Origin of the sequence: Alloalcanivorax xenomutans (assembly GCF_900217905.1) — a bacterium.
Lineage (GTDB): Bacteria > Pseudomonadota > Gammaproteobacteria > Pseudomonadales > Alcanivoracaceae > Alloalcanivorax > Alloalcanivorax xenomutans.
Map to the genome: position 1 here is coordinate 121,985 of NZ_OBMO01000012.1, position 14,859 is coordinate 136,843.

Below are 14,859 nucleotides of genomic sequence, written 5' to 3' on the forward strand. Positions count from 1 at the left end.
TGTTATCTGGAAAGGACCCGACCGGAATCGGGTCCACTCACCCTCAGGCCCACATATGCGTACCGCCACAGACGGTCAACGCCTGCCCCGTCATATAACGGCTGGCATCGGAGGCGAGGAACACCGACAGACCACTGAAATCCTCCGGCTCACCCAAACGGCGCAGAGGAATTTGCGAATTGGCGCGGGCTTCCGCTTCCGGGTTGTCCCACAGCGCCTTGGCGAAATCGGTGCGCACCAGGCCCGGACAAATGGCGTTGGCGCGAATACCTTGCGGTCCATATTCCAGCGCCAGGTTACGCACCAGGCCGATCAGCGCCAGTTTCGAGGTGCCGTACAAACCCAGCGTATCGGAAGGTTTGTAGGCGCCGACGCTGGCGGTGAACATCATCGAACCGCTGCCCTTGGCGACCATGTCCGGTGCCACCAGACGCGCCAGCCAGAGGTTGGCCTGCACGTTGGTTTTCATGGTTTTTTCGTAGGCGTCGTCGGGAATCTCGGAAATCTTGCCGTAGAAAATATTGACCCCGGCATTGCCGACCAGAATGTCCACCGGCCCGGCAAGCTGGTGGGTTTTCTCCACCAGCGCTTCCAGTTCTTCCTTGCGGCCGGCGTTGGCCGCCACCGCGTGCACCCGTTCCGCGCCCACCGCCTGATTGATATCAGCGGCGGCCTGGTCGAGAGTCTCCTGCTTGCGCGCGGAGATCACCACGGTGGCACCGTGGGCAGCGAGGGCTTGCGCCATCGCCTTGCCCATGCCCTTGGAGGCGCCGGTCATCAGCGCCACCTTGCCGCTCAGGTCGAACAGTGAGGTATCGACCATGGCATCAACCCCCGGATTGGTTGTAGCGGGTAACCTCGTTACGGGCGATGACGTTGTGATGCACTTCATCCGGGCCATCGGCGAAACGCAGAGTGCGCTGCTGCATATACATTTCGGACAGCGGAGACCATTGGCTGATACCGGTGGCACCATGGATCTGCATGGCCTGATCGATGATCTGGCAGCATTTCTCCGGCACCATCGCCTTGGCCATGGATACCCAGATACGCGCTTCCTTGTTACCCATCACGTCCATTGCCTTGGCCGCCTTGAGCACCATCATGCGCATTGCCTCGATTTCGATGCGGGCGCGGGAAATGGTTTCCATGTTCTTGCCCAGATCGATGATCTTCTTGCCGAACGCCTCGCGGTTCAGGCCACGTTCCATCATCAGATCCAGGGCCTTCTCCGCCGAACCGATGGAGCGCATGCAGTGGTGGATCCGGCCCGGGCCGAGACGGACCTGGGAGATCTCAAAGCCACGGCCTTCGCCCCACAGGATGTTTTCCTTCGGCACCCGCACGTTTTCCAGTTTGATGTGCATATGGCCGTGCGGCGCGTGGTCATGGCCGAACACGCACATCGGGCCGACAATGTTCACCCCGGGGGTGTCCATGGGCACCAGGATCTGCGACTGCTGACGGAACGTCGGCGCGTCGGGGCTGGTTTTGACCATACAGATCATGATCTTGCAGCGTGGATCGCCGGCGCCGGAAATGTAGTATTTCTCGCCGTTGATGACCCACTCATCACCGTCCAGCACCGCACTGGTTTCGATGTTGCGGGCATCGGAAGACGCCACTTTCGGTTCGGTCATGCCGAAACAGGAGCGAATCTCGCCATTGAGCAACGGCTTGAGCCATTTTTCTTTTTGCTCCGGAGTGCCCACGCGCTCGAGCACTTCCATGTTGCCGGTATCCGGGGCGGAACAGTTCAAAGTCTGGGACGCCAGCGGGTTTTTGCCCAGTTCGAAAGCAATGTAGGCGTAATCCAGGTTGGACAGGCCTTCCCCGGTTTCCGCGTTCGGCAGGAAGAAGTTCCACAGACCATTGGCCTTGGCCTTGCTTTTCGCTTCTTCCAGCAACTCCAGCTGCCCCGGCGCATAGCTGAAACGCTCGGCGCGGCCTTCGCCGAGACGGTGGTATTCCTCGGTGATCGGATCAACATTCTCACGAATATGTTTTTTCACCGCGTCCAGCAGCGGCTGCGCCTCTTCGGACATGGCGAGATTGTTCAGATTGGTATCGTTACCCATGGTTTTACTCCTCGATGTAATTCAGCGGTTCTTCCACTGCGGCGGGCGCTTTTCCACGAAGGCGTTGACGCCTTCCTTGAAGTCCTCGGTATGGCGCAAATCCTCGATCACCTCGCGACTGTACGCCAGACTTTCCCGCAGACGTTCCAGTTCATCCAGATGATTGAGAACCCGTTTGGTCGCCTTCACCGATGACGGCGATACGGCACAGATTTCCTCGGCCTTGGCCAGGGCCGCGTCCATCAGTTCATTTTGCGGATAGACCGCATTGACGAAGCCCAGCTCCTTGCCCTCGGCGGCGCTCGCCTGACGGCCGGACAGCATCATCTCCACCGCCTGTTTACGGCCGATCTGCCGACTCAGGCGCTGTACACCGCCGGCGGCGGCGAACAAACCGACCTTGACTTCCGGCAAAGCGAAGCGAGCGGTGTCGGCGGCAAGCAGAATGTCACAGCACAAGGCGGTTTCGAATCCTCCGCCCATGGCAAACCCGTTCACCGCGGCGATCAGCGGTTTTTCCAGATCGAAGCGCGTCGACAGGCCGGCGAACCCCGTGGGCGGTGGCGTGCCCTTGCCGCCCTGGGCGGTGTACTTGAGATCGTTACCGGCGGAAAACGCCTTGTCGCCGGCCCCGGTGAGTACCGCCACCCACAAATCATCGTCGGCGGCGAAGTCGTCCCATACTCGGGACATCTCATTGTGCATGGGCGCGTGCACGGCGTTATACACTTCCGGCCGGTTCATGGTGACGATCAGAATCGGGCCCCGGCGTTCGGTTTTGACAAATTCATAAGCCATGTCAGTTTCCTTGAGCGGCGGTCGCCGCCGTACTTTTGTTGGTATCAGACTTATCGGTATCGGAGTGGCCGCTATCCTGCATGGACAGGCAGGCGGCGCGAATCGCGCGCCGGTCGATCTTGTCGGTGGCGCCACGGGCCAACGGACCGCTCTGCCACCAGAACCGTTCCGGCACCTTGAAATGGGCAAGGTGTTCGGCGACGCAGGCTTTCAATTCCGCCTCGTCCACCGAGCCCTCCTGTTTCAATACCACCATGGCGCCGACGATCTCGCCCAGGCGCTCGTCCGGTACCGAGAACACGCAGGCTTCGGCGACCTCGGGGTGCTGATACAAGGCGTCTTCCACTTCCAGGCAGGCGATATTCTCACCGCCGCGAATGATGATGTCTTTTTTGCGGTCGACGATATAGACCAGCCCGTCTTCATTGGCGCGGGCCATGTCACCGGTGTACAGCCAGCCATCACGCATGGCCGCGGCGGTGGCTTCCGGCTGATTCAGATAACAACGCATGTTGGCGGCGCTGCGTACCAGCAACTCACCCACCTCGCCCGGCGGCAGCGGCCGATCCTGCTCATCGACGATGCGCATCTCCTGCAACGGCGGCGTCAGGCGGCCGGCCGCTTCCGGGTTCTCCACATAGGGGTCACCGGAAATAATGATGCCGAGCGCGTTGGTCTCGGTCATGCCCCAGCCGGAAGCAATGCTGGCCGCGGGAAAAGCACTGGCCAAACGTCCCACCTGGGCGGCCGGACGTTTGGCGCCACCACCACCGATGAATTCCAGCGACGGCAACGGTTGATTCAGACGCCGGGCGGCCTCCATCAATTCCGCGGACTGGGTCGGCACGCCGACGAAACGGGTCACCTGCTCGGCGTTGATGATGCGAATCGCCTCCTCGGGATCCCATTTGTACATCAGGTTCAGGGTGGCACCGGCGGCCAGCCCCTGAATCAGATTCGAATTCAGAGCGGTGACATGGAACAGCGGCGTCACCACCAGGGAACAGGGCGGCCGCGTCGGCACCGGCTGCTCCGGATCCATCAACGCCGGCAGTAACCGCAGCATGATCAATGAATAGACCGCCGACACCAGTCCCCGATGAGTCAGCACCACTCCTTTGGGACGGCCGGTGGAACCTGACGAATACAACACCGCGAAATCATCGTCGGTATCGATCGACACCGTCGGCCAGGACGCCTCCGGTACCCGCGCCAACAGATCCGAATAGTTGTGTTCACCCTCCACATCACGAACCGCGAACAGCGACAGCCCCAAGCGTTTCGAGAACGGCTCGATACGCTGGTAACGGTCGTGGTCGGCGAACACCACCCGGGCGCCACAATCCTCCAGCGCGAACGCCAGCTCCTCACCGGACCACCAGGCGTTCATCGGCACCACCACCGCGCCAACGGCGGTGATCGCCAATAGCAACAATGGAAATTCCGGATAGTTGCGCATGGCCAACGCCACTCGATCACCGGGCCGCACACCAAGCTCACTGAGGGCCCTGGCGAGCCGATTGACCTCGTTGACCAGACGCGGGTAGTCCCAGCGTTCGTCGCCATAGACCAGCACATCGCGGTCGCCATAAACCGTCTCCACCGATTGCAGCACCTCGCGCAAGTGCGCCGGCGCGTTGGCGAAAACCGGATACCGTTGTCCGCGAATGTCCGCTTCGGTAACGGCGAAACGTGGGTCCGTGCTGGTGATATGGTCCACCGCCTGCTCCAGAGTCAGCGCCGGCGTATCGGTACCCGGGGCCCCCTGGGCGACGGTCTGGTTATTGTCCCATCCTGACATTTTGTTGTTCTCTCTCTGCTCTCCCGGAGGGGCCCTTCCGCATCCCGCGGCCCGAAGGTCGCGGGCTGACGTTTGTCAGGGAAACGCTACGGCGGATGCGAAGGTGATGTCAAGCGCGACCCTTGTACCCGGCCGAAGAATCATCCGAATGCATTGACCCGGGCGCCGTCCGTTTCTAGTATCTCATCCTGACAAACGTCAGCCGTGATTGCCGGACCGGCGGCACGGTGCCGTTTGGTATCGAGACACAGGCGTTCAATCCCGATCGCCGTTCGATGCCTTATCGATTCAAAGGCTCCCTATTGGAAGGAAAGGGATATGAATAACAACGCCACCACCGCGGGCCCGCAGCTGGTCGCGCCCCTGCCCGCCCACCGCATCGACGCCGAAGCGCTGGCAAACTGGCTGCGCGACGCCTTGCCGGAGGCCGCCCAGGGCCTGACTGTCGAGCAATTCCAGGGCGGCATGTCCAACCCGACTTACCTGATCACCAGCGCCAGCGGCAAACGCTACGTATTGCGCAAGAAGCCCCCCGGCAAACTGCTGCCCAAGGCCCACGCGGTGGATCGCGAGCACGCGGTCATGCATGCGCTGGCCGATACCGGGGTGCCGGTGCCGCGCATGCTGGCCTACTGCGAGGATCCGGAAGTAATCGGCGCCGAGTTCTTCGTCATGGAGTTCGTGGAAGGCCGTATCATTCCACCGCCCTCCATGGACCCGGTGGCCCGGGAAGAGCGCCCGGCCATTGCTCATGCCCTGATCGACACTCTGGCGCAGCTGCATAGCGTGGACTGGAAGGCCGCCGGCCTTGAGCGTTTCGGACGGCCGGAAGGGTATCTCAAACGTCAGACCGCGCGCTGGGCGGGACAGTACGAAGGCGCCAAGGAAGCGCTGCCAGCGGACTTCGACTATTCACAGATGGACTGGCTGCGGGACTGGCTGCTGGAACATACCGATGTGAGCAACGAGACCGCCATCGTGCACGGCGATTTCCGGCTCGGAAACATGATCCTGCACCCTGAAGAGCCTCGCGTGATCGCGGTGCTGGACTGGGAATTGTCCACACTGGGCCACCCGTTGGCGGACCTCGCCTATCTGTGCATGCCCTACCACACCTCAGGCAGCGAGCCGGATGCCCGGGATCTGCTTGAAGCCGGTCTGCCGCCGGAACAACAATTGCTGGACCGCTATTGCGAACGCACCGGGCGGGACGGCATTCCGGAATGGCCGATTTTCATGGCGTTTTCCTGCTTCCGTAGCGCCGCCATTATTCAAGGGGTGGCGGCCCGCGCCGCCCAGGGCAATGTCAGCAGCGCCAGCGCCGATCCGGTCCGGGATGGCGCCCGGGCCCGCCGGGTGGCGGAAGTCGGCGCCCGGATAGCACGCTCACTCGGCTGATTCAGTAACCGACCATCACGCTCCGCGTGCCAACTCGCTGGCACGCACCACGCCACCCCCAAGGCCCGCTACCGGCCTTGGGGAGATGAAGTCAGAGCAACCACGTCATGCCGGACTTTATCCGGCATCTCCCGCTATATCTTCATCTCCCTGTCTCCCGCCGCCTTCTTCTCCGGAAAGCCTACAGCCCTCCACAGGGAGATCCCAAGTCAGGCCCCGGGATGGCCGGTGGTTTAAAAAAGCGTGTCACCCTTCGGGTCGTCGCTGCCGCGACGTCAAAAATCGCTCCCGGCGATTTTTTGTGACCACCGTCCATGGCAGTCACCCTTCGGGCCGTCGCTACCGCGACGTCAAAAATCGCTCCCGGCGATTTTTTAAAACAGGTAAACAAAGTCGACCTTCTTTTTAGTAGGTTTTTAATAAAACAGGGCTTTTATCGCTTGAAATTTCGATTATCGGCGGTTTAACCTGACATACGTCAGGCGGACAGCCCGAATCCGGGCCCGCGTAAAAAAGCCCTTTTAAAACAAGGTATTCATAGGAGCACACAGCCCCGGCAAACAACCGGCGACGGCCATCTCGGGAGAGCTCTCACAAACCGCCGGGCGCCATATACAAATAGCTCAATAAAATGCACTCGATCATTAAAAAGTGAACCATTAGAGAACAATAAGGAGTCACCGATGAAACAGCGTACCCTGAGCAGGGTGCTCGCCCCTGCCCTGTCCACCGCTTTACTGATATCCGGCGCGGCTTTCGCCGCCGAAGGCAGCGATTTCGAATGGCCCCGGCTGCTGGTGATCGGCACGGCGGGCACGTCTTCCGCCAGCTTCGCCTCCACCAATGGTTGGACCCCGATTCTGCAAAAGCAAACCGGCACCGTGGTTCGCGCCGTACCGGAAGATAACGAGTCCATGCGTTATCGACGGCTCACCGACCGGCGGGATATCGCCATCAGTTCCGTGTCCGCCGCCGAAATGCGTTTTCAGATCGAAGGCATTGGCGGCTATGCGACTACCAAACCGGTACCGCAACGGGTTCTCTGGCACCACAACGATACCCCCTGGGGTTATGTGGTCGCCGGTGACTCTGAACTGAAATCCCTGCAGGATCTCAAGAAAGGCGGCTATCGCGTGGCCAAAGGGATGTTTTCACCGCCGATGATCGCCGCCGTGACCGGTGCCCTGCCCGCTTTCATCGGCCTCTCCGAGGAGGAAGCGGAAAAGACCATTAAATACGTGCCAGCCAGCAGCTACGCGGAAAACTGCCGTTCCGTCGTGGAAGGCAAAGCGGATGTGGCGTACTGCGCCCCGGTCAGTTCCGTGTTGTCGGAGATGGAAGGTGCGCCCGGTGGTATCCGCTGGCTGCCCTTGAACCAGGACAACCAGGAAGGCTGGGACGGTTATCTGCAACATCGCCCCATGCTGATCCCCACCAAGATCGAACTGGGGGTCTCCACCGCCCGTGGCGTGGACGGTGCCACCTCCAACTTCGTCTACTCGGTACCGGCGGACGCGGATGAGGACTTCGCCTACCACATGGCCAAATGGTTCCATGAATCCTACGACGCTTATAAGGGCTCTCATCCCATGGCCGCGCGTATGTCGCTGGAGCAGTTCCGCGCCTATCTGGACCGCACCCCCTTGCCAATACATGAAGGCACGGTGAAATACCTGCGTGAAATTGGCGCCTGGACCGAACAGGACGACGCCTGGAACGAGGCCGCCAAAACCAAAATGGATCAGTGGGTCAAGGCACGCCAGGCGGCGATGGAAGAAGCCGCCAAGGCCGGTGTGAAAGCCGACTTCCAGAACCAGGCTTTCCTCGACATCCTGGACAAACACACCCAGGGCCTCGAAGGCTTCCGTTCCCGCCTGTAATGGCGCCCCGGCGTCGCGGCGATCCTTCGCCCGGCGCCGAACCGGCCATTTCCGTCCATCTCCTTACGCGAGCCGAACCTCATGAATCAGACCACTTCCCCGCCGGAAGACGCCACTCCGCCCTCCGAGGCCACGCGCCTCGGTGATTTGTATTCCTGGCAAAGTCTGTTGTTCGTACTGCTTGTCGTCGGTGGCCTGGCCATCGGCCTGGTGTACATCTTTGGTATCACCTGGAATGGCGAGCGCCTGTTGGAAGGCCAGTATTACTGGCTGTTCATAGGCCTGTTCGTCGCCGCCGCCTTCATTGCCCTGCCCGCCCGGCGCGGGCAAAACAAGGTCCCGTTCTACGATCTGATCGCCGCCGCCGTGGCACTGGGTATCAGTGTGTTCTTTTCCACCCATGCCTGGGACATGGTGCAGTCCGGCTGGAATCACATACCGATGGGCACGGTAATGTGGTTGTTGATGTTGGAAGTGGCCCGGCGCAGTGGCGGCCTGCCATTCCTTCTGGTGGTGGTATTGCTGGGCTTGTATCCATTGATCGCCGACCGGCTTCCCGGTCTGCTGATGGGCATTCCCTACGATTTTGATCGCATGATCGAGGCCCACATCTTCCGTGCCGAAGGCATGATGGGCATCACCACCAAGATCGTGGCGGAAATCATTCTTGGCTTTCTGGTGTTCGCTGGCGTGCTTATCGCCACCGGTGGCGGCGCTTTCTTTATCGATCTGGCCAACGCGGGTTTTGGCCGTTACCGTGGCGGACCGGCCAAGGTGTCCGTGGTCGCCAGCGCCTTCTTTGGCAGCCTCTCCGGCTCCATCTTCTCCAACATCGCCGGTACCGGATCGATCACCATCCCGACCATGAAAAAGGTCGGCTATCCCGCCCACTATGCCGGCGCCATTGAAGCCTGTGCTTCCACTGGCGGCGTGCTCATGCCTCCGGTCATGGGAGCCATCGCCTTCGTCATGGCGATTACCATCGGCGTGGACTACGCCACCGTCATGGTGGCGGCGATCATTCCTTCCCTGCTGTTCTATTTCGGCTTGCTGTTACAGGTGGACGCCTACGCCGCCCGGACCGGTCTGAAAGGCGTACCCCGCGAGCAATTACCGTCAGCCCGGGAAGTGCTGAAACGGGGCTGGCCGTTTATTTCGGTATTGGTGTTTCTGATCTGGGGCCTGCTCTACATGCGCTGGGAATATTATGCGCCCTGGTACGCCTGCGTACTCATGGTGGCGCTCTCCTTCCTGCAGAAGGAGACCCGCATGACACCCAGACGGCTGTATGAAACCCTGAGGCAGATCGGCATCCTGGTGACGCAAACCGCCGCCATCATTCTACCGATCGCCTTCGTGGTCAGCGCGCTCACCATCACCGGCGTCACCGGCGCTCTCACCTCGGGCCTGGTCAGTCTCGGTGGCGGCAATATTTTTCTGATTATTTTCTTTGGTGTTCTGGCCTGCTTCGTCATGGGCATGGCTGGCCTGGCCATCGTTGCCTATATCTTCCTGGCGGTGACGCTGGCGCCGGCGATCATCGACGTTGGCGGCCTCAACACCATCGCGGTGCACTTCTTCATCGTCTACTACGCCATGCTGTCGGTGATCACACCGCCGGTGGGTGCCGCCGCGTTCCTTGCCGCCACCATCGCCGGCGGCAAACCGATGCAGACCTCCTTCACCGCCATGCGCCTGGGCGTGGTGATCTACTTCGTGCCCCTGTTCTTCCTGTTTCAACCGGCACTGGTCCTGCAGGGCGATCTGACGCCGCTGATCTACGTGCTACCTTCGATTATCGTCGGCATCATGCTGATCTCGGGGGGCCTGGAAGGCTATCTGCTGGGTGCGGGCCGGGTGCGTCCCTGGTTGCGCTTTCCGTTGATCGCGGCGGGTTTCGCTTTCAGCTTCCCAGGACTGATGACCACCATTATCGGTGGGCTCGCCTCGGCGGCGCTGGCCGCGCTGGTCTGGAACGATAATCGTCGACAGGCCCAGACCGCGTAATTCACCACAGCCAGAACCAAAGCGCCCGCGGCGTTCTTGCCGCGGGCACGGAAGGAGCCACGCACGCCATTCGCCAGCAGGCCGGCTCCCACAGATCATGCTACGAAGCCGCTGTGGGAGCTTGTCCGGGCGGCGGGCCGCTGCAAGCGGTGCTGCGTTGATTGGTGTCAGCGTCAGGCGCTGTCCTTGCCAGACGGATTGCCCGCCGGATTCTCCCGCGCCAACTGGTCCAGCATGGCCGCCACCCCCGCGGACACCGTACGCAGGATGACCTCGTCATCCACATCCTTGTTGAGCCAATCCCGCATGGGCGCGAAAGCACCGAGAAAAATAATCAGGTTCGCCAGCACTTCCGCGCGGGGATCCCCCTCGGACAATCGCGCCCGTTGCCGCAGACGCGCCGCCAGCCCTTCAATTACCGCCCGGTCACGAGCGCGCATGGCACGCCGGTCATCTTCCTGCAGGTACGGCACCGAACGGTAGATCAGCAGAGTCCCCCGGCGCTTCTTGGTCCAGGTGTCGTGCAGATAGTCCGCCACCGTGTCCGCGAACGGCGTGTCGCCGCCATGATCCAGACGTTCGGCCAGGGTCGGCACATCCGGACGGAACCACAGCTTGTTCAGCAACCGCCGCAGAATGTCGTTTTTATTGGCGATGTAATCGTAAATACTGGCCTGATTGACACCGGAGCGGGCACAAATATCGCGAATCGTGGTGGAGGCGAATCCCTTCTCCAGAAACAGCTCCAGAGCGGCATCGCAAATCTGATTGCGGCGCGTCTCAATCAGTGTCGTATCCTGAACGCCATCAACCACGGCTTCCGCCAACTGCTCGCCGTTCGAGGTCTGCTTCGCGCCCCGTTTTTTATCCGCTGACAAGCGTTTTCTCCAAAAGAAATGAGGGTTTTTCGAGGTTAGCACAGCGCCCCGGGAGGCGGAAGAAACAGTGTCGGGCAAGCCGCCACGCCTCTACAACCCGGCCAGACACAAGTAACGGATTTCCAGGAATTCATCGATGCCATACACCGAGCCTTCACGGCCAATACCCGATTCCTTGACGCCACCGAAGGGAACCGTCTCTGACACGAAACGCGGCGTGTTCACGCCGACCATGCCGTATTCGAGCTGCTCATTAAGCCGGAAAATCCGCCCCAGATCCCGGGTGTAGGCATAAGCCGCCAGGCCATAAGGGGTTTCGTTGGCGAGCCGGATCACCTCCTCTTCGTCACTGAACCGATATACAGGTGCCACCGGGCCGAAGATTTCGGTATTGAACACCTTCATTGCCGGAGTCACGTCACCCAGCACGGTCAACTGATAGAAGGTTCCTCCCAGACCGGCATCACCACCACCGCCGGTCACCACCGTGGCGCCCGATGAAACCGCGTCGTCCACCAAAGCCGAAACTTTTTCAAACGCCGCCGGGTTGATCAGTGGCCCCTGGGTCACGCCCTCCCTGGTCCCCTCGCCCAACGCCAGGGTTCCCACCGCCCGGGCAAGCCGTTCCAGGAAAGCATCGTAGACGCGCTCGTGCACCATGATGCGATTGGCGCAGATGCAGGTCTGACCAGTGTTATAGAATTTGATGGCGATGGCGCCACGCACCGCCTCGTCCAGATCCGCGTCTTCAAATACCAGGAACGGCGCGTTGCCGCCCAGTTCCAGGCTCACTTTCTTCACCGTGGCCGCGCACTGGGCCATCAGCAATTTGCCCACCGCGGTGGAGCCGGTAAACGACAGCTTGCGCACCTGCGGATTGGAAGTCAGCTCTCCGCCCACTTCCGCGCCATGGGCAGCGGTAACCACATTGAAAACGCCCGCCGGCACCCCGGCCCGCTCCGCCAGCGTGGCCAAGGCCAATGCCGACAGCGGCGTGTCCTCGGCGGGCTTGAGCACCACGGTACAGCCAGCCGCGAGAGCCGGCGCCACTTTGCGGGTAACCATGGAGGACGGGAAATTCCATGGGGTAATCGCCGCCACCACACCGACAGGGTGGCGCGTTGACCACTCACGGCGGCTGTTGTCCGCCGGCGACAGAATGTCCCCCATCACCCGCATCGCTTCCGCCGCGAACCAATCGACGAAATTGGCGCCGGAAAGCACCTCCGCCCGGGCTTCCGCCAATGGTTTGCCCTGCTCCAGGGTAAGCAGCAAAGCCAGGTCGTCGGCATTATCAACGATCTCCTGGTACCAGCGGCGCAGAATCAGCATGCGTTCCCGGGCCGAACGGCGGCGCCAGTCCTTGAAGGCGACGGCCGCCACTTCCACCGCGGCACGGGCATCAACGGCCCCCATATCCGGCACCTGAGCCAGCACCTCGCCACTGGCCGGATTCCTGACCTCGAAAGTAAGGCCGGAGCGCGCGTCGCACCAGACACCATCGATCAGTGACTGGTAACGCAGCAAAGTCGAGTCCTGAAGTTCCGCGGACATAGCCGTCTCCGTAAGTAAGGGTTGGTCAAGCCGACCTGAAGCGGGGTAAGCAAAATCGTCTTCACGGACGATGTCCCTTCCCGTCAACTTGCTTTATACGATATACAGCATACAAACACCCTGTCGGTGCGGCCAACCCGCATGACCGGCCCGCAATGACGTTACCTACAAGGACGCCTGCCATGACTGCAGAACAACAAAACGGTGTATCGGACAGTCGCCGCTTCGAATTCCAGGAGTTCGGCGGTCCGATCGCACCGCAAACCTACCAACTCCCCGCCCCCGCCAGCGACGAAGTGTTGCTCAAGGTCAACTACTGTGGCGTCTGCCATAGTGACGTTCACCTTCACGATGGCTATTTCGAATTGGGCGGCGACAAACGCCTCAACTTCGCCATGCCGCTACCGCTTACTCTGGGCCACGAGGTGATCGGCACCGTGGTGGCGGTGGGCGACCAGGTCACCGGCGTCAAACCCGGCGACCAACGTCTGATCTACCCATGGATCGGCTGCGGCAAATGCGGTGCCTGCCAGAAAGGCGAGGAAAACCTGTGTGTCACCCCGGCTCACCTGGGCGTGAACAAACCCGGCGGCTACGCCGATCACATCGTCGTGCCCCATTCCCGCTATCTTCTCGACATCAGCGGCCTCAACCCCGGCGACGCCGCCACCCTGGCCTGCTCCGGGCTGACCACCTTCTCCGCCATCAACAAAGTGCTGCCGCTGGCGGATGACCAGTGGATCGTGGTGATCGGCTGCGGCGGCCTTGGCCAGATGGCTCTGCGCATCCTCCAGGCCATGGGCATCGGCAATGTGATCGGTATCGATCTGTCCGAGGAGAAACGCAAGCTGGCGCATGAAAGTGGCGCCCGCCACAGCTTCGACCCGAACACACCGAAACTGAATCGGGTGGTGGCGGAAACCTGCCCGGGCACGGTGCAGGCGGCCCTGGACTTCGTCGGCAATGAGCAGACCGCCCAATTAGCGTTGAGCCTGCTGGGCAAGGGTGGCAAATACGTACCGGTGGGTTTGCACGGCGGCGAATTGCGTTATCCGCTGCCGATCATCACCAATAAAGCAGTGAGCATCATCGGCTCTTATGTGGGTACGCTGAAGGAATTGGAGGACCTGGTGGCTTTCGCCAAGGAGAAGAACCTGCCGCCCATCCACATCGAGCATCGCCCGTTGGAGAGCGCCGCTCAAGCCGTGGAAGATCTGGAAAAAGGCCAGGTGGCGGGCCGGGTGATTCTGGACGCGGGCAACTGACTCGGCTTGCCCCTCTCCCCCTTCAGGGAGAGGGGCAAGCCGCCTCGCCATTTACTTCACCCGTTTGACCACCACGCTGCCAATGGAATAACCGGCGCCAAAGGAGCAAATCACCCCTTTGCTGTCCACCGGCAGGTCGGCATTATATTTGTGGAAAGCAATGATGGAGCCGGCGGAACTGGTGTTGGCGTACTCGTCCAGGATCACCGGCGCTTCCTCTTCGCTGGGATCACGCCCCAGCACCCGGCGGGCGATGAACTGGTTCATGCTCAAATTGGCCTGGTGCAGCCACATCCTGCGCAGCTCTTCCACCGGCAGATCCAGATCGTTCAAATGACCGCTGATCTGCTCGGCCACCATGGGGCAGACTTCCTTGAATACCTTGCGGCCTTCCTGGCGGAACAGTTTGTCGCGGGCGCCGATGCCGGACGGGTCGGCCCGATTCAGGAAACCAAAGTTGTTGCGGATGTTATTGGAGAATTTGGTTTGCAGGCGGGTGCCGAGAATCTCCCAGCGGTTGTCGCTGGTGGCGTCCTCGGCCCGCTCCACGATCACCGCGGTGGCCACATCACCAAAGATGAAATGACAGTCGCGATCCTGCCAGGCCAGGTGACCGGAACAAATCTCCGGATTGACCATCAGCACGCGCCGGGCGGAGCCATTGCGCACCGCGTCCACCGCCGCCTGGATACCGAAGGTGGCGCTGGAACAGGCCACGTTCATGTCATAGCCCCAGCCATGTTCCATGCCCAATGCCTGCTGCACTTCCACCGCCATGGCCGGATAGGCACGCTGCATATTGGAACAGGCCACCAGCACGGCATCCAGATCGTCGGCTGTCAAGTTGGCGTTTTCCAGTGCCTGCCGGGCGGCGTTGACGGCGATCTCCGCCTGCACCGACAACTCGTCATCGGACCGCTCGGGAATGTTCGGACACAGCCTTTCGGGATCCAGCACGCCTTCCTTGTCCAGCACATAACGCTGTTTGATGCCGGAGGCTTTCTCGATGAAACCGGTACTCGAAGGGCTCAGAGCCTCCAGTTCACCGGCCTCGATGGCGGCGGCGTTGCTCTCGTTATAGAGCTGCACGTATTGGTTGAACGACGCCACCAACTCGTCGTTACTAATGGACTGCTGCGGGGTCCACAGCCCGGTTCCGCTGATCACTACGGATTGGGTCACTAACCTGTCCTCTCTGCA

The 14,859-nt window shown here is 61.1% G+C and carries 11 protein-coding genes; 4 read left to right on the plus strand and 7 right to left on the minus strand.

The window, feature by feature from the left end; all coding sequences use genetic code 11:
* Positions 1–43 precede the first annotated feature (43 nt).
* From CRO06_RS11400 to CRO06_RS11415, 4 genes are read right to left on the minus strand one after another with little or no spacing between them, the layout of a single operon-like run.
* On the minus strand, positions 44–823 hold the full coding sequence (locus CRO06_RS11400) for an SDR family NAD(P)-dependent oxidoreductase (RefSeq protein ID WP_097058471.1): 780 nt from the start codon (positions 821–823) through the stop codon (positions 44–46).
* A 4-nt stretch (positions 824–827) separates the two neighbouring features.
* Complete coding sequence (locus tag CRO06_RS11405; RefSeq protein ID WP_022994268.1) at positions 828–2,078, minus strand: acyl-CoA dehydrogenase family protein; 1,251 nt, start codon at positions 2,076–2,078, stop codon at positions 828–830.
* A 21-nt stretch (positions 2,079–2,099) separates the two neighbouring features.
* The gene (locus CRO06_RS11410; RefSeq protein WP_022994269.1) at positions 2,100–2,876 is read right to left on the minus strand and encodes an enoyl-CoA hydratase-related protein; all 777 of its coding nucleotides are present in this window, start codon (positions 2,874–2,876) and stop codon (positions 2,100–2,102) included.
* Between the two features lies 1 nt (position 2,877).
* Complete coding sequence (locus CRO06_RS11415) at positions 2,878–4,677, minus strand: class I adenylate-forming enzyme family protein (protein ID WP_097058472.1); 1,800 nt, start codon at positions 4,675–4,677, stop codon at positions 2,878–2,880.
* A 318-nt stretch (positions 4,678–4,995) separates the two neighbouring features.
* On the opposite strand from CRO06_RS11415, the gene CRO06_RS11420 reads away from it, so the two are divergent.
* The 3 genes from CRO06_RS11420 to CRO06_RS11430 all read left to right on the plus strand — a co-directional run bounded on the left by CRO06_RS11420 (position 4,996) and on the right by CRO06_RS11430 (position 9,962).
* On the plus strand, positions 4,996–6,075 hold the full coding sequence (locus CRO06_RS11420; RefSeq protein ID WP_022994271.1) for a phosphotransferase family protein: 1,080 nt from the start codon (positions 4,996–4,998) through the stop codon (positions 6,073–6,075).
* A 683-nt stretch (positions 6,076–6,758) separates the two neighbouring features.
* Complete coding sequence (locus CRO06_RS11425; RefSeq protein ID WP_022994272.1) at positions 6,759–7,955, plus strand: TAXI family TRAP transporter solute-binding subunit; 1,197 nt, start codon at positions 6,759–6,761, stop codon at positions 7,953–7,955.
* An 81-nt stretch (positions 7,956–8,036) separates the two neighbouring features.
* On the plus strand, positions 8,037–9,962 hold the full coding sequence (locus CRO06_RS11430; protein ID WP_055099946.1) for a TRAP transporter permease: 1,926 nt from the start codon (positions 8,037–8,039) through the stop codon (positions 9,960–9,962).
* Positions 9,963–10,135: 173 nt separating this feature from the next.
* On the opposite strand, the gene CRO06_RS11435 is transcribed toward CRO06_RS11430, so the two are convergent.
* Positions 10,136–10,840 (minus strand): TetR/AcrR family transcriptional regulator, encoded by a 705-nt coding sequence (locus tag CRO06_RS11435; RefSeq protein WP_097058473.1) that lies wholly within the window; start codon positions 10,838–10,840, stop codon positions 10,136–10,138.
* Positions 10,841–10,930: 90 nt separating this feature from the next.
* Positions 10,931–12,394: an NAD-dependent succinate-semialdehyde dehydrogenase gene (locus tag CRO06_RS11440; protein ID WP_097058474.1), complete on the minus strand. Its 1,464-nt coding sequence runs from the start codon at positions 12,392–12,394 to the stop codon at positions 10,931–10,933.
* 182 nt (positions 12,395–12,576) lie between these two features.
* On the opposite strand from CRO06_RS11440, the gene CRO06_RS11445 reads away from it, so the two are divergent.
* Entirely contained in the window at positions 12,577–13,659 is a 1,083-nt protein-coding gene (locus CRO06_RS11445; RefSeq protein WP_022994276.1) for an alcohol dehydrogenase, read from the plus strand.
* Between the two features lie 51 nt (positions 13,660–13,710).
* Here the strand turns inward: CRO06_RS11445 and CRO06_RS11450 are convergent, their stop codons facing one another.
* The gene (locus CRO06_RS11450; protein WP_022994277.1) at positions 13,711–14,841 is read right to left on the minus strand and encodes a beta-ketoacyl-ACP synthase III; all 1,131 of its coding nucleotides are present in this window, start codon (positions 14,839–14,841) and stop codon (positions 13,711–13,713) included.
* Between the last annotated feature and the right edge of the window lie 18 nt (positions 14,842–14,859).